We start from the raw sequence: 14,345 nt of genomic DNA, 5'->3' as shown, positions 1-14,345 counted from the left end.
GGGTGGCCACAGAGGGTGGTGGGCCTCTCCCCCATTTGGACCTATGGCCTTTTTTTTCTCCCTCGCCGTGGGTGGTGGGGGTTTGTTTTTTGGGCCCCACCAAAACCCCCCCCCCACGACCAACCCGACCCACCACACTCCACGCCCACCGTCCACACCGGACCCCAAACACATGAAGGCCCCTTTCCCCACGACAGACGCGGGGAAAGGGGCCTTCACGTACTTGAGACTCAGTCCTTCTTGGACTCGCCTTCGGGCTTGTCGTCCTCGGACTCGTCCTTCTCCGGCTCGGCGGGAAGCAGCGCGTCCAGCGCCGCCCCGGCGACCCGGCGGAACTTGCGTCCGCGGCGTTCCCGCTCGAGCACGGCGACCTCGAGCTTCACCGGGTCCGAGTCGCCGTTCGTGGGCGTCGGGGTGTTGTCGCGCAACGCCTTCACGGCGACCCCGAGTGCCACCTCCAGCTCCAGGTCCGGCTCGTAGCTCTCTTTCAGCTTCGTGGTGAGCGTGTCGGCCTGACCGCCCATCACGACGAACTTCGGCTCGTCGAAGATCGAACCGTCGTAGGTCAACCGGTACAGCTGGTCCTCGGCCGCGGTCGCGCCGACCTCGGCGACGCAGACCTCCACCTCGAACGGCTTCAGCTGTTCGGTGAAGATGCTGCCCAGTGTCGCGGCGTACGCGTTCGCCAGCGCACGCGCGCTGACGTCCCGCCGGTCGTACTGGTAGCCCTTCAAGTCCGCGTGCCGGATACCGGCGACCCGCAGGTTCTCGAACTCGCTGTAGCGGCCCACGGCCGCGAAGCCGATCCGGTCGTAGATCTCCGACACCTTGTGCAACGTCGCCGAGGGGTTCTCGGCCACGAACAGCACGCCACCGCGGTACTTCAGCGCGACCACACTCCGGCCGCGCGCGATTCCCTTGCGCGCGAGCTCCGAGCGCTCCCGCATCAACTGCTCGGGAGAGGCGTACAACGGCATCGTCACTGTGGTGCTCCGCTCTTTCTGGCTCTCATCGGAAAAGGGACAGGGAGGACGGCTAGCGTCCGCGCTCGGCTCGCGTGGCCACGATCGCCTCGGCCACCGCGGTGGTCTGTTCGAGCGGCAACGCCACCGCACCCTGTTCCGCGGTGACCGTCACGATCGTCGGGAAGATCCGGCGCACCAGATCCGGCCCGCCGGTCGCGGTGTCATCGTCCGCCGCGTCGTACAACGCTTCCACCGCCACCCGGATCGCGCCTTCGGCGTCCGCGTCCGGGTCGTACAGCTTCTTCAGCGAGCCCTTCGCGAACAGCGAACCCGAACCGATGGCGTGGTACCCGGCGCTCTCCTCGTACCGGCCGCCCGTCGCGTCGTACGAGACGATCCGGCCCGCGTGCTTCGCGTCTTCCGCGTCGAGGTCGTATCCGACGAACAGCGGCAGCACGGCCAGGCCCGCCATCGCCATCTCGAGGTTGGACTTCACCAGCCCGGCGAGTTTGTTCGTCTTGCCGTCGAGCGAGAGCGAAACACCCTCGATCTTCTCGTAGTGCGCCAGTTCGACCGCGTACAACCGCACCATCTCGATCGCCAGCCCGGCCGAGCCCGCGATTCCCACCGCCGAATACTCGTCGGTGACGTGCACCTTCTCCATGTCGCGCGAAGCGATCAGGTTGCCCGACGTCGCCCGCCGGTCACCGGCGATCAGCACCCCGCCCGCGAACTTGACCGCGACGATCGTCGTACCGTGCGGCGCGTCCAGCCCGCCCGCGCCGGCCGCGACACGCCGTTCCGGGAGCAGCTCGGGCGCCTGCGCCCGAAGGAAGTCCGAGAACGACGACGTCGCCGACGAGAAGTACGCGGCGGGCAGCGCCGACTTACCCGAGGTGTGTTCCATACGTGCTCAAAGTTCCCATCTGTGTGATCCGCCGGCTCCGCACAGGCGGCCGCACCCGGCCGCCTGGAACGAGTTACTCGCCGCCCTTTTGCACGTACGCACGGACGAAGTCCTCGGCGTTCTCTTCGAGCACGTCGTCGATCTCGTCGAGGATCGTGTCGACGTCCTCACCAAGCTTCTCGCGCCGCTCCTGGCCCGCCGGACCGCCGCCCTCGAACTCTTCGTCCGAGTCGCCTCCGCCGTGCTTTTCGATCTTTTCCTGAGCCATCTCGCCTCCCGGTGTGGCCGATGTTTCCTAGCCTACCCAGCGGTCCCGACATTCCGTGGGATCCGTGATCGCTTAACCCCGATGAAAGGAAATCCCGCTAGTCCGAACCGGTGAGCGCCTCCACCAGCTCCTCGGCGGTCGCGGAGTCGTCCAGCAACTTCCCCACGTGGGCCTTCGTGCCCCGCAACGGCTCCAACGTCGGGATCCGCACCAGCGATTCCCTGCCGACGTCGAAGATGACCGAATCCCAGGACGCCGCGGCGATGGAGCTGGCGTACTTCTCCAGCGTGCGGCCCCGGAAGTAGGCCCTGGTGTCCGAAGGCGGGTTCGTGATCGCCTCCTGCACCTCCTCCTCGGTCACCAGGCGCTTCATCGAGCCCCTGGTGACGAGCCTGTTGTACAGGCCCTTGTCCAGCCGGACATCCGAGTACTGCAGGTCGACCAGCCGCAACCGCGGCGCGCCCCAGGCCAGCTGGTCCCTAGCGCGGTAGCCCTCGAGCAACCGCAGCTTCGCCGGCCAGTCCAGCCTGTCCGCGCATTCCTGGGGGTCCCGCGCCAGCGCGTCCAGGATCTCGCCCCAGACCCGCAGGACCTCCTTGGAGGCTTCGTCAGCACCGGTGCGCTCCAGGTTCGCCGACGCGATCTCGTGGTAGGCGAACTGCAGGTCCAGCCCGGTGTACTTCCGGCCGTTGGCCAGCGCCACCTTCGCCTTCAGCGTCGGGTCGTGGCTGATCTGGTGCACCGCGCGCACCGGCTCGTCCAGTTTCAGGTCGTCGAACCGGATGCCCGCCTCGATCAGGTCCAGCACCAGCGCCGTCGTCCCGACCTTGAGGTACGTCGAGTACTCGGCCAGGTTCGCGTCGCCGATGATGACGTGCAGGCGGCGGTACTTGTCCGCGTCGGCGTGCGGCTCGTCGCGGGTGTTGATGATCCCGCGCTTGAGCGTCGTCTCCAGGCCGACCTCGACCTCGATGTAGTCGGAACGCTGCGAAAGCTGGAAGCCTGCTTCCTCGCTCTGCTGCCCGACCCCGACGCGTCCCGAACCCGTCATCACCTGGCGGGACACGAAGAACGGCGTCAGTCCCGCGATCACCGCGGTGAACGGGGTCGACCGCTGCATCAGGTAGTTCTCGTGCGTGCCGTAGCTCGCGCCCTTGCCGTCGACGTTGTTCTTGTACAGCTGCAACGGCGGCTGGCCGGGAACGGTGGCGGCCTTGCGCGCCGCCTCCTCCATGACGCGCTCGCCCGCCTTGTCCCAGATGACCGCGTCGCGCGCGTTCGTCACCTCGGGCGCCGAATACTCCGGGTGAGCGTGGTCGACGTACAGCCGCGCGCCGTTGGTCAGGATCACGTTCGCCGCGCCGAGATCCTCGACGTCCGGATCGTGCCCAGGGCCGCTCGGGCCGGTCAGGTCGAAACCACGGGCGTCGCGCAGTGGCGATTCCACCTCGTAGTCCCAGCGAGCCCGCCTTGCCCGCGGGATGTCCGCCGCGGCCGCGTAGGCCAACACGACCTGGGTCGAGGTAAGTACCGGGTTCGCCGTCGCGTCGCCCGGCACCGCGATGCCGTACTCGACTTCGGTTCCCATGATCCGCCGCATACCCACCACCCTACGGGGTCGGAGGCGTGCGACGATGCCCCCCATGTCAGGCAGTGACGAACTCGTTGCGCTCTATGACCTCGGCGGAACCGTCGTGGGAGCGGCCACCCGGTCCCGGGTCCGCGCCGAAGGACTCTGGCACGCGGCGGGCGTGGTGTTGGTCCGTTCGAGTGACGGAGGCTCCGTCTACGTGCATCTGCGCACTCCCACGAAGGACGTCTATCCCTCCACTTGGGACTGCTGGGCGGGCGGCATCGTCGCGGCGGGCGAGACGCCCGAGGAGTGCGCCCGGCGCGAACTGGCTGAAGAACTGGGTGTTCACGGAGTGGAACTGCGGCCGCTTTTCGTCCATATCACCGACGACGACACGATCCGCTGCCACAACTTCGCCTTCGAAACGCGCTGGGACGGCCCCTTCGTCCATCAGCCGTCCGAAGTGGTCGAAGGACGGTGGCTGACGCTGGACGAGTTGCGTTCGTGGCTCGACGATCCGGAAAGCCGGTTCATCCCGGACGGACGTCTCGGCGCGCTGGAGTGGTTCCGGCGGGAAGCCGCCCGCTAGACCGAACGGAGGCGCTGCGCGACGAGCGGCAGCAGCCGCTTCGCCGCGTCGGTCGCCCGTGCCTCGGTTCCGGCGGTCACGCTGAGCGCGGAGACGAGCTTACCCTTGGCGAGCAACACGGTGCACGTCGTGCCTTCGCACCAAGCCCGCTGCACCTCGATACCGGACTGCTTCGTCAGCGTGAGCTTCTTGCCTTCGCAGACCGCTTGGGTGACGACGTCCGAACCGTCACGGTCGGTGTACTCGGTCACCTGATGTTCCAGTGTCGAGCCACTCGGGTACGACCAGGCCGTCGAGCGGCTCGTGCCGCGGGTGAGACCGGTCAGACAGCCGGACACCTTGCTCTCGCCCGGGACGACTTCTTCCTCGGCGACGTCTTCGTCGGTCAGCAACGCGGCGGAAACGGCCGCGGGGACCGGAGCCTGGGTCGACGAGGGCGGAACCGGGGCGGCCTGCGGCTTGACCGAAGGCTGCACCGGTTCGGCCGTCGGCGTGGGCGTCGGGTCGTCGTAATAGGTGTCGAGGTCGTTGGGCCGGTCCGCGCAGCCGGACAAACCGAACAGCGCGACCGTCGCCACCGCGAGAACCTGCCGATGACGCACCCTCAAGCCTCCCCGGTGACCCGCCAGACGTTTGCCGCGAGACTAGTCCAGCCCCTCAATGCCAGCCGAGGCAGGACCTGTGCCGCCAGTAGGCGACCGGTTCCTCGGCGAGCGCGGCCAGCTCCGCGAGTTCGGCCGCGGTCGGCTTCACCTTGGTGGCAACGAGATTCTCCGCGAGCTGCGCCGTGCTCGACGGGCCGATGACCGCGACCGGCCGCCAGTCCTGCGCCAGGACCGCCGCGATCGCCACCGCGTCCGGGCCTGCCTCGTGTTCCCGCGCGATCCGCGCGAGCACCGGCGGCGGCTCGACCACCAGCCGTCCGTTCGCGACGGTTTCCTTGACCAGCACCCGTTTCCCGGCCGCGTGCGCTTCCGCGAGCGCCGGGCCGGCCGAGGGTTCGAGCAGATTCCACGTCGACTGCACGGCACTGAACACCGGCGTCCCGGACACTTCCAGTTCGAACGCCCGGCGGATCGCGTCGGCCTGCGCGGGCCCGGACGTCGAGAACCCCACCGGGACACCGCCGGCGGCGAGTTCGGCCAGCGCGCCGACGAGCCGCTCGTCGGTGAACAGCGGACTGTCCACAGTGAGCGAGTGGACTTGGTAGAGCGTGACCGCTTTCCCCAGCAGGTCAACGGTTTCCGCCCATTGCCCGGCGAACCGTGCCGCGGTGTGCTCCTTGACCTCGTGCACTTCCGCGTCGAGCTTCCACTCCCCCACGTAGCGGTAGCCCCATTTGCTCGACACCGTCACGTCCGCGTGGGCGCGATCGGCGAGCCACCCGGCGAGGAACTCCTCCGAAGAACCATACGAACGGGCGACGTCGATCCAGCGGACGCCCGCGCGGTACGCGTCGTCCAGCACGTCGTAGGTCGCCGCGCGCATCGCCTCGAACCCGCGTCCGGGCGGCAGCGCGTCGACCCGGCCGAGGTTGATGTACGCGGGCCTGCCGAGCGCCGCCAGTCCGACGGCGATCCGTTCGCCGACCGGGATTTCCGAGGCTGTCACCGGGCTCCTTCGTTCTTGTGGCGGAGGATGGCGAGCCATTGACTCGAATTCTGCGCCTGCCGGTGGAGCTTTTCGAGGCGGGCCGCCGGAGCCCGAACGTAACCCTTGCCGAAGACGGGCGCGATCTGACGGAGGCTGGCGCCCTCTTCCCTGGCGGCGAGCAGCGCCCAGTCGGACGCGTCGGCGCAGGCCGCTGAGGCGCGCCGCAACTCCCCCAGGATGTCGATCAGTTCGGGAGCGCTCACCTCCCCGGCCTGGACGGCGGCCGCCGTCGTTTCCAGCCACGCCAGGACATCGGCCTCGGTGATCGGCGCGCGCGGGCGCCCGGAGGATTCGCTCACAGCCCCGAAGTATAGGGCGTTATACGCTCGACTCGGCCGGGCGGCGCGCCGGAGGCGTCGGACACATCGTCCGAAAACCGCTGGAGTGCACAGTGGATTCCCGATTCACTGAGGTCGAAGTCGAGGGCTCAGGAGAAGGACAATTGGGACGTTTCGGTATCGCGATCCGATTCGCGGCACTCGCGATCGTATGGGGCGCTAGTTTTCTGTTCATCAAAGTCGGGCTCACCGGCCTGTCGCCCGCTCAGGTGGCGCTCTCCCGCGTCTGCCTCGGCGCGCTGGCGCTGATCGCCATCGCCGCCTGGCGCCGAAAGCCACTCCCCCGCGATCCGGCGGTGTGGGGCCATCTCGCGGTCGTTTCCGTGCTGCTGTGCGTCATCCCGTTCCTGCTGTTCTCCTGGGCCGAGCAGTACATCTCCTCCGGGCTCGCGAGCATCTTCAACGCGACGACCCCGCTGATCACCATGCTCATCGCGGCAGCCGCGCTGCCCTCCGAGCGGTTCACGAAGGCCCGGACGACCGGCCTGGTCCTCGGTTTCCTCGGCGTGCTCACCATCGTCGGAGTCTGGCAAGGAATAGACGTCTCCCACGAGCTGACAGCGCAGCTGGCGTGCCTCGGCGCGACGACCTGCTACGGGATCTCGTTCGTCTACGTGCGGCGGTTCATCTCCTGGCGGAACCTCGACGCCCCGACCATCGCGCTCGGGCAGGTCTGCTGTGGCGCCGTCGTCATGCTGGTGCTCGCACCGTTTATCGCGACGACGCCGGTGCACCTCGACACGACGATCGTCCTCAGCATGATCGCGCTCGGGGCGCTGGGCACCGGGCTCGCCTACGCCTGGAACGCGTCGATCATCGCGGCGTGGGGCGCGTCGAACGCGTCGGCGGTGACCTACCTCACACCCGTTGTGGGTGTGCTGCTCGGTGTCCTGGTGCTCGACGAACCCCTGGCGTGGAACCAGCCCGTCGGCGCGCTGCTCGTCGTCCTGGGCATCCTCGCCGCGCACGGGCGGCTGAGCCTGCGTAAGAAGCTCAAGGAACCTGTGGCCGTGTGAACCGAACCGAAGGGGCCCTTCACCGCGTGTTGCGCGATGAAGGGCCCCTTCGGTTCTCGCCTTACAGGTACTGACCGGTGTTCGTGGCGGTGTCTATCGCCCGCCCCGAATCCTGGTTCTTGCCGGTGACGAGCGTGCGGATGTAGACGATCCGCTCGCCCTTCTTGCCGGAGATCCGGGCCCAGTCGTCCGGGTTGGTGGTGTTGGGCAGATCCTCGTTCTCCGCGAACTCGTCGACGATCGCGTCCAGCAGGTGCTGCACGCGCAAGCCGGGCTGCTGGGTCTCCAGCACAGACTTGATGGCCGACTTCTTCGCCCGGTCCACGATGTTCTGGATCATCGCGCCCGAGTTGAAGTCACGGAAGTACAGGACCTCCTTGTCACCGTTGGCGTAGGTGACCTCGAGGAACCGGTTCTCGTCCGTCTCCTCGTACATGCGCTCGACGGTGTGCTGGATCATCGCGTCGAACGTCGCCCTGCGGTCACCGCCGAACTCTGCCAGGTCGTCCGCGTGGATCGGCAGACCGTCGGACAGGTACTTGGAGAAGATGTCCTTCGCGCCTTCGGCGTCCGGACGCTCGATCTTGATCTTGACGTCGAGCCGGCCCGGCCGCAGGATCGCCGGGTCGATCATGTCTTCACGGTTGGAGGCGCCGATGACGATGACGTTCTCCAGGCCCTCGACACCGTCGATCTCCGAGAGCAGCTGCGGGACGATCGTGGTCTCCACGTCGGAGGACACGCCCGAACCGCGGGTGCGGAAGATCGAGTCCATCTCGTCGAAGAACACGATCACCGGGGTGCCTTCGGAGGCCTTCTCCCGAGCCCGCTGGAAGATCAGGCGGATATGCCGCTCGGTCTCCCCGACGAACTTGTTCAACAGCTCCGGACCCTTGATGTTCAGGAAGTAGGACTTCCCGTCCGCCGCATCGCCGCGTGCTTCCGCGACCTTCTTGGCGAGCGAGTTGGCCACCGCCTTGGCGATGAGGGTCTTACCGCAGCCAGGAGGCCCGTAGAGCAGCACGCCCTTCGGCGGGCGCAGCTGGTACTCCTGGTAGAGATCAGCGTGCAGGAACGGAAGCTCGACGGCGTCGCGGATCTGCTCGATCTGCCGGGTGAGGCCACCGATGTCCTCGTATTGGACGTCGGGCACCTCCTCCAGCACGAGATCCTCGACCTCCGCCTTCGGCACACGCTCGTAGGCGTAACCGGCTTTCGAGTCCACCAGCAGGGAATCGCCCGGTTTGAGGGGCTGCTCGGCCAGCGGATCGGAGAGCAGGACGACCCGCTCCTCGTCCGCGTGCCCGACCACGAGCGCACGGGGGCTGCCGCCCTCGACGTCCGGGGCCAGCACCTCGCGCAGCGCGCAGACCTCGCCGATCTTCTCGAAGTCACCGCCTTCTACGACGGTCAGCGCCTCGTTGAGCCGCAACGCCTGTCCGCGCTGCAGCGACGAGACCTCGACCGCGGGTGAGACCGAGACCCGCATCTTGCGGCCCGCGGTGAACACGTCCACCGTGTTGTCCTCGTACGCGGTCACGAACACGCCGTAACCGCTCGGAGGCTGGGCCAGCCTGTCGACCTCCTCTCGCAACGCGAGCAACTGGCCACGCGCCTCGCGGAGCGTCTCGACCAGTTTCGTGTTGCGTTCAGTGAGTTGGCTCACTCGTTCCGACGCCTCGGCGAGTCGCTGCTCCAGGACTCGGTTCTGACGTGGCGAATCGGTGAGCTTCCGGCGCAGCAGGGCCACTTCCTCCTCGAGGAAGCGAATTTGACGTGCCTGCTCGTCGGACGTGGTTCCAGCTCCGGTCGTTTCTGAAGGGTCGGCCTCCTCGCGCCGACCTCCGGGAAGGTCATGATGCATTGGGCACCTCCTCGGAGTGCTTTTCATTCCACGGTACCGGCGATCACCGACAATAAAAGGCCTTTCCGCATCACAAGATCGGCGCGTCGCGTTCCGGACGACCTGACAGCACGTACGTTCACACCGCGCAAGGGGCCATCCCGGTGCCGGGTCCGGCACTCTCATGGTCACATTCCGTCCACCTGCCCTGACCTGCGGCGGACTACCCGGCTCCGTCCGGGTGCAAACGGGTTTCCGGTATCAGTTCGGCCCTAATCGAGCGGCGATCCGGCTCGATGGCTAGCATCGGGCGACGTTCGCCGGGGAGGCGGACCGGCCTGTCGTGTTGAGCATTTTCGCAGAACAGCTAGGGGGCATCAGCCATGACTTACCCGCCGCAGCAGCCCGGCGGCTACGGACAGGATCCGTACGGCCAGCAGGGCGGGTACCCGCAGAGCGGCGCCCAGCCGCAGCAGGGATACCCCGGTGGCGGCCAGTACGGTCAGCAGCAGCCTGGTCAGTACGGACAGGACCCGTACGGTCAGCAGCAAGGTGGCTACCCGCAGAGCGGCCCGCAGCCCCAGCAGGGATACCCCGGTGCCACGCAGCAGTTCGGCCAGCCGGATCCGTACGGTCAGCAGCAGGGCGGTTACAACGCCTACCCGCAGGAAGGCGGCGGCTACGGTGGTGAGCCGCCCAAGAAAAAGAAGACCGGACTGATCGTCGGCATCGCGGTCGGCGCGGTCGTACTGGTCGGCGGCGGTGTCACCGCCCTCGTCATCGCCCTGAACTCCGGCGACGACAACCCGACCGCGGCCCCGCCTGCCAGTTCGAGCAGCGCCGCCCCGACGGGTTCCGCTTCCTCGTCCTCGAAGCCGTCCACTTCGTCGACCCGGAGCAAGTCCAGCTCGCCCAGCACCTCGGCGACCAAGGGCTCCGGGCCCGCCCCACTGGGCAAGGCGACGCCCGAAGAGGTCGCGGACGCCGTGTTCAACGCCTACAACTCGGGCGATGGCAAGACGGTCGCGCAGTCGGCCTGCCGCAGTGTGAACACCAAGGACGACATCTCGATCGCCAAGGACCTCAAAATCACGAAGTCCGGGGACCTGGCGACCACCGGAGAGTCGGCCAAGCTCCCGATCACGGCCACCACGAACGGCAAGACCGAATCAGGGGTCCTCAACTTCAAGAAGGAATCGGACCTCTGGTGCTTCACCGGCGCGAAGCGCTGACTCGGAACCGGTGTCCAGCAGGCTGATCGCCGTTCTCGCCGGATGCGGCGCGGTCGTGGTGGGTGTCGTGGTGGGGCTGCTGCTGGTGGCCCCGTCCGGCTCCGACCCGGCCGCGTCGAGCACCGCCGCGCCCCCGTCGTGGCCGAGTCAGTCCCGTCCGGTCCCGGTGGATCCGGACGTGGCCGCGGTCGAGGTGGTCGGCAAGGCGATCGCCGCGGCCATCGTCAACCACGACGCGACCGCGTTCGGCAAGCTCACCTGCGTCCAGCAGTCGTCGGCCGATCTGGCCGAGCTCAAGCGGAAGTGGGAGGCGGCGGGCAAGGTGTCCGCGACCGTCCCCGACCCGCCGACGGTCAGCGGCGATTCGGCGACGGTGACCGTGCACGTCGAGGGCGCGGGCGGACAGAAGGACACACCTTTCCCGCTGAAGAAGCGCGAGGGCAAGTGGTGCGTGCCGTGATCTCTCGTGAGTGGTAAGGACGGTTAGAGCGGACCGGTATTTGCCTACCTACGCGTGACCAGGGTGAAGGTGGGGTGCGGGAGTCGAGGAGCCCGCTCCGTTCTCGGTCCACGCGGCCACCACGAACTGACGGCTCACGCGTGTGCCGGATGTCGACGATGAAGGAATTGGGACGTTGAGTGTCCCGATTCCTTCATCGTCGACGGGAGTGTTCCGGTCACGGGGCTTGATCAACGGAGGATCGGGGACACTCAACGTCCCCAATCCTCCGTCGATCAAGACCATGCCACCCCGGCAACCCCGCGGACGGCAGCCGAGCGGGGAGGATTTAGGACGCTCAACGCCCCAAATCCTCCCCGCTCACCCAGGATCCAGCGGCGTAGGCAAACACGGGTCCACCAGAACCGTCCTTACCACTCACGAGTATCAGCGTTTCGCGGTCAGCCCTTGCCGGAGCGGCGGTGGACCCGCGGCGAGACCGTGCCGTCGGCCAGACGGCGAGCCGTCAGCAGGAACGCGGTGTGCGCGACCATCCGGTGGTCCGGCCGCACCGCGAGGCTCACGACGTGCCAGGGTCGCATGAGCGTCTCGAAGGATTCCGGCTCGGTCCAGCACTGCTGTTCTCGCAAGGCCTCCGTGATCCGCGAAAGCTGTGTGACCGTCGCCACATAGACCGTGAGCACCCCGCCGGGCACCAGATGCGCGGCGACCGTCTCCAGCTGGTCCCACGGAGCCAGCATGTCGAGCACCACCCGGTCGACCTCGCCGGTGTGCGTCGACAGATCCGCGACCGTCAGCGACCAGTTGTCCGGTTTGTGGCCGAAGAACTTTTCCACGTTCCGCTCGGCGTGCTCGGCGTGGTCGTCCCGGATCTCGTAGGACTGGACGGTGCCCTCCGGCCCGACCGCCCGCAGCAGCGAACAGGTCAGCGCGCCGGAACCGGCGCCGGCCTCGAGCACCCGCGCGCCCGGGAAGATGTCGCCCCACATCACGATCTGCGCGGCGTCCTTCGGGTAGATCACCTGCGCGCCGCGCGGCATCGACAGCACGTAGTCCGGCAGCAGCGGGCGCAGCGCCAGATAGTTGCTGCCGCCGGCCGAAGTGACGACCGAACCCTCCTGCGCGCCGATCACGTCGTCGTGCGCCAACGCGCCGCGATGGGTGTGATATTGCTGTCCTTCGGCGAGCACCATGGTGTAGTGCCGCCCCTTGGAGTCGGTCAGCTGAACCCGGTCACCAATACGAAACGGCCCACGGACCGACACTGAACCTCCATACGCGCGAACTGATCGACGACCGATCCTCGCAGGTGGCCGTCCCGGGCTACGCCGGGGGTCGGCTCCTGGTCATCGCGGCGCGCAGGTCCTCGCGCCGGAGCACGCCCGCGGGCCTGCCGTCGTCGTCCACGACGAGGAACTGCCACGCGGCGGTTTCCCGGACGCGCTCGGCGATCTCCTCCCCCGACTCCGAGGAAAGCAGCACGGTGTCGGCGCGGATCGGCTCCGCGGCCATCTCCGCCGGCGCGTGCGGCGACGTTCCCGCCAGCTGCGCGGCGGCCTGCTCGTCGAGCAACCCGGCAGCCACACCGTCGGCACGCACCAGGACCACTCCACGGCCCGCAGAAGCGGCCAGCGCGTCCGAAACGGGGCTTTCCGCGGGAAGCTGGAGAACCGGCCGGACGAGTTCGCTCAGCCGCACGCCTTCTGGCCAGCCTCGACGGGTTTCGGCGGCGAGTTCGCTTCGCGCGCCGAGGATCACGAACCACGCTGTCACGACACAGACACCGAGCCGGAGCCAGCGGTCTTCACTGCCCGCCGCCAGCCCCCACAGCGCCCAGACGATCAGTCCGGCCGCGACGACACCGCCACCGACGACGGCGGCCCGGGTGCCCTTGTCCCGGCGGCCCGTGGCCGCCCAGACGCCGGCGCGGACCAGGCGCCCGCCATCGAGCGGGAGCCCGGGCAGGAGATTGAAGATCCCGACGGCGAAGTTCGCGACGGCGCATTCGGCGATGAGCAGCCACGCCGCGCTCTCCGGCGGGACGGCGAACATGAGCAGCCCGCAGAAAGCGCCGAGCAGCAACGAAACCGCCGGTCCCGCGGCGGCGACGAGTCCTTCCTGCCGAGGCTGGCGCGGGGTCCTCGCCACCTCGGAGAGGCCGCCGAGGAGGAAGAGGCGCAGGCGCCGGACCGGGATGCCGAGGCGCAGTGCCACCAGGCAGTGCCCGAGTTCGTGTGCCAGCACCGAAAGCCCCAGCAGGACCGCGAACGCGGCCGCCAGCAGCCACGAGGTCAGCGTCGTCGCGCCGGGCAGGAACCGGCCGACCAGTGGCGTGTAGAGCACCACGATGACCAGCGAGCCGATCCACCACGACGGAGCGAGCAGCACGGGGATCCCGGAGACGCGGAACAGCAGGAGCCCACCGTCCGGTGCCACGCCTCGTCGAGGCGGGCCCTGCTCACCCGTCACCGCCATGTGTCAGAGCGTAGATGCCCAGGTGTGGGGTGCGGGTAACCCGCCCTTCCCGTCCGGGTGGTGTCGGTCAGGCCACTCCGGTGCGTCGCAGTCCCGGAACTGTCGGTACCCGGCGCTACCCTCCCTGCATGCCCGACACCGACACGGTCACCGCCGATCCGCCGCCCGGCGCCGAAGTCCCGCGCCGTCGGCCGGCCCTGTCCCCGTCGCGTGCCAGCGACTTCAAGCAGTGCCCGCTGCTCTACCGCTTCCGCGCGGTCGACAGACTTCCCGAGATCCCGACGAAGGCCCAGCTTCGCGGCACGCTGGTGCATTCCGTGCTGGAGCGCCTGTTCTCCCTTCCGCAGGCCGATCGCACCCCGCCGCAGGCCAAGGACCTGCTCGCACCGGCGTGGGAGGACCTGTCCGCGGAACGTCCGGAATGGATCGAGCTGTTCGATCAGGACGATCCCGAGGCCGTCACGTCCTGGCTTTCTTCGGCGGAGCAACTCGTCGACACCTACTTCGGCCTCGAGGATCCGAGCCGGCTGGAGCCCGAAGCGTGCGAGCTGCACGTCGAGATCGAGCTGGGCTCCGGGGTGCTGCTGCGGGGCTACGTCGACAGGCTGGACGTGGCGCCGACCGGCGAGATCCGCGTCGTCGACTACAAGACCGGTGCCGCGCCCCGTGAGATCGGCGAGGCCAAGGCGATGTTCCAGATGAAGTTCTACGCCGTGGTCCTCTGGCGGCTTCGCGGGGTCGTGCCGCGTCAGCTGAAACTGATGTACCTCACCGACGGGCAGTCCCTCGCCTACACCCCCGACGAGGGCGAGCTGGTCCGGTTCGAGCGCACGCTCGAGGCGATCTGGCAGGCGATCCTCAAAGCGGGCAAGACCGGCGATTTCCGGCCCAATCCGAGCAAACTCTGCGCGTGGTGCGATCACCAGGCGCTCTGCCCGCAGTACGGCGGCACTCCCCCGCCGTACCCCGGCTGGCCCGAGCCGGATCCCGGCGAGGAGTCCGTTTTGGACCGCGCGGATTAGGGTG

The 14,345-nt window shown here is 68.2% G+C and carries 15 protein-coding genes; 5 read left to right on the top strand and 10 right to left on the bottom strand.

Features of this window, described 5'->3' with window-relative positions; translation table 11 throughout:
* Window positions 1-230: 230 nt before the first annotated feature.
* The 4 genes from prcA to dop form a co-directional block, all read right to left on the bottom strand.
* Window positions 231-983 carry a proteasome subunit alpha gene (gene prcA / locus ACZ5IK_RS25990; protein ID WP_465490045.1) on the bottom strand — a complete coding sequence of 251 codons (753 nt, stop codon included), beginning with the start codon at window positions 981-983 and terminating at the stop codon, window positions 231-233.
* A gap of 52 nt (window positions 984-1,035) precedes the next feature.
* Window positions 1,036-1,872 (bottom strand): proteasome subunit beta, encoded by an 837-nt coding sequence (gene prcB / locus ACZ5IK_RS25985; RefSeq protein ID WP_465490044.1) that lies wholly within the window; start codon window positions 1,870-1,872, stop codon window positions 1,036-1,038.
* A gap of 73 nt (window positions 1,873-1,945) precedes the next feature.
* A complete protein-coding gene (locus ACZ5IK_RS25980; protein WP_005150863.1) occupies window positions 1,946-2,140 on the bottom strand; it encodes a ubiquitin-like protein Pup in 195 nt (64 codons plus the stop codon).
* Window positions 2,141-2,237: 97 nt separating this feature from the next.
* Window positions 2,238-3,740, bottom strand: coding sequence for a depupylase/deamidase Dop (dop, locus tag ACZ5IK_RS25975; protein ID WP_465490043.1), 1,503 nt, complete (start codon window positions 3,738-3,740; stop codon window positions 2,238-2,240).
* Between the two features lie 43 nt (window positions 3,741-3,783).
* Between dop and ACZ5IK_RS25970 the strand changes: the two genes are divergently transcribed.
* Complete coding sequence (locus ACZ5IK_RS25970; RefSeq protein ID WP_465490042.1) at window positions 3,784-4,302, top strand: NUDIX hydrolase; 519 nt, start codon at window positions 3,784-3,786, stop codon at window positions 4,300-4,302.
* Here ACZ5IK_RS25970 and ACZ5IK_RS25965 read toward each other — a convergent pair.
* Genes ACZ5IK_RS25965 through ACZ5IK_RS25955 form a run of 3 tightly spaced genes read right to left on the bottom strand, consistent with a single transcriptional unit; the run spans window position 4,299 to window position 6,254 of the window.
* On the bottom strand, window positions 4,299-4,904 hold the full coding sequence (locus tag ACZ5IK_RS25965; protein WP_465490041.1) for a hypothetical protein: 606 nt from the start codon (window positions 4,902-4,904) through the stop codon (window positions 4,299-4,301). The genes ACZ5IK_RS25970 and ACZ5IK_RS25965 overlap by 4 nt on opposite strands.
* Window positions 4,905-4,959: 55 nt before the next feature.
* Complete coding sequence (locus tag ACZ5IK_RS25960) at window positions 4,960-5,913, bottom strand: aldo/keto reductase (RefSeq protein WP_465490040.1); 954 nt, start codon at window positions 5,911-5,913, stop codon at window positions 4,960-4,962.
* On the bottom strand, window positions 5,910-6,254 hold the full coding sequence (locus ACZ5IK_RS25955) for a hypothetical protein (RefSeq protein WP_465490039.1): 345 nt from the start codon (window positions 6,252-6,254) through the stop codon (window positions 5,910-5,912). The genes ACZ5IK_RS25960 and ACZ5IK_RS25955 overlap by 4 nt, the downstream gene beginning before the upstream one ends.
* Window positions 6,255-6,397: 143 nt before the next feature.
* Here ACZ5IK_RS25955 and ACZ5IK_RS25950 point away from each other — a divergent pair, with 143 nt between their 5' ends.
* On the top strand, window positions 6,398-7,309 hold the full coding sequence (locus tag ACZ5IK_RS25950) for a DMT family transporter (protein WP_465490038.1): 912 nt from the start codon (window positions 6,398-6,400) through the stop codon (window positions 7,307-7,309).
* 61 nt (window positions 7,310-7,370) lie between these two features.
* Here the strand turns inward: ACZ5IK_RS25950 and arc are convergent, their stop codons facing one another.
* The gene (gene arc / locus ACZ5IK_RS25945) at window positions 7,371-9,173 is read right to left on the bottom strand and encodes a proteasome ATPase (RefSeq protein ID WP_101607673.1); all 1,803 of its coding nucleotides are present in this window, start codon (window positions 9,171-9,173) and stop codon (window positions 7,371-7,373) included.
* Window positions 9,174-9,535: 362 nt separating this feature from the next.
* Between arc and ACZ5IK_RS25940 the strand changes: the two genes are divergently transcribed.
* Window positions 9,536-10,384, top strand: a complete 849-nt coding sequence (locus ACZ5IK_RS25940; protein WP_465490037.1) for a hypothetical protein — start codon at window positions 9,536-9,538, stop codon at window positions 10,382-10,384.
* Window positions 10,385-10,394: 10 nt separating this feature from the next.
* Window positions 10,395-10,844: a hypothetical protein gene (locus ACZ5IK_RS25935; RefSeq protein ID WP_410598886.1), complete on the top strand. Its 450-nt coding sequence runs from the start codon at window positions 10,395-10,397 to the stop codon at window positions 10,842-10,844.
* Between the two features lie 440 nt (window positions 10,845-11,284).
* Here the strand turns inward: ACZ5IK_RS25935 and ACZ5IK_RS25930 are convergent, their stop codons facing one another.
* Both ACZ5IK_RS25930 and ACZ5IK_RS25925 read right to left on the bottom strand, forming a co-directional pair.
* Window positions 11,285-12,109 (bottom strand): tRNA (adenine-N1)-methyltransferase, encoded by an 825-nt coding sequence (locus ACZ5IK_RS25930; protein WP_101607670.1) that lies wholly within the window; start codon window positions 12,107-12,109, stop codon window positions 11,285-11,287.
* A gap of 58 nt (window positions 12,110-12,167) precedes the next feature.
* The gene (locus ACZ5IK_RS25925) at window positions 12,168-13,319 is read right to left on the bottom strand and encodes a M50 family metallopeptidase (RefSeq protein WP_465490036.1); all 1,152 of its coding nucleotides are present in this window, start codon (window positions 13,317-13,319) and stop codon (window positions 12,168-12,170) included.
* 128 nt (window positions 13,320-13,447) lie between these two features.
* Here ACZ5IK_RS25925 and ACZ5IK_RS25920 point away from each other — a divergent pair, with 128 nt between their 5' ends.
* Window positions 13,448-14,341: a RecB family exonuclease gene (locus ACZ5IK_RS25920; RefSeq protein ID WP_101607668.1), complete on the top strand. Its 894-nt coding sequence runs from the start codon at window positions 13,448-13,450 to the stop codon at window positions 14,339-14,341.
* The last annotated feature ends 4 nt before the right edge of the window (window positions 14,342-14,345 follow it).

The organism is Amycolatopsis sp. NPDC031561, from assembly GCF_055580625.1.
Note: the sequence above shows the minus strand (reverse complement) of the source record. Positions and strands in the feature narration are given on the sequence as shown.

What these genes read in the sequence shown, in the direction of transcription:
- prcB (WP_465490044.1), bottom strand. Translation starts at nt 1,872, where the DNA reads ATGGAACACACCTCGGGTAAGTCGGCGCTGCCCGCCGCGTACTTCTCG.
- ACZ5IK_RS25980 (WP_005150863.1), bottom strand. Translation starts at nt 2,140, where the DNA reads ATGGCTCAGGAAAAGATCGAAAAGCACGGCGGAGGCGACTCGGACGAA.
- dop (WP_465490043.1), bottom strand. Translation starts at nt 3,740, where the DNA reads ATGCGGCGGATCATGGGAACCGAAGTCGAGTACGGCATCGCGGTGCCG.
- ACZ5IK_RS25970 (WP_465490042.1), top strand. Translation starts at nt 3,784, where the DNA reads ATGTCAGGCAGTGACGAACTCGTTGCGCTCTATGACCTCGGCGGAACC.
- arc (WP_101607673.1), bottom strand. Translation starts at nt 9,173, where the DNA reads ATGCATCATGACCTTCCCGGAGGTCGGCGCGAGGAGGCCGACCCTTCA.
- ACZ5IK_RS25940 (WP_465490037.1), top strand. Translation starts at nt 9,536, where the DNA reads ATGACTTACCCGCCGCAGCAGCCCGGCGGCTACGGACAGGATCCGTAC.
- ACZ5IK_RS25925 (WP_465490036.1), bottom strand. Translation starts at nt 13,319, where the DNA reads ATGGCGGTGACGGGTGAGCAGGGCCCGCCTCGACGAGGCGTGGCACCG.
- ACZ5IK_RS25920 (WP_101607668.1), top strand. Translation starts at nt 13,448, where the DNA reads ATGCCCGACACCGACACGGTCACCGCCGATCCGCCGCCCGGCGCCGAA.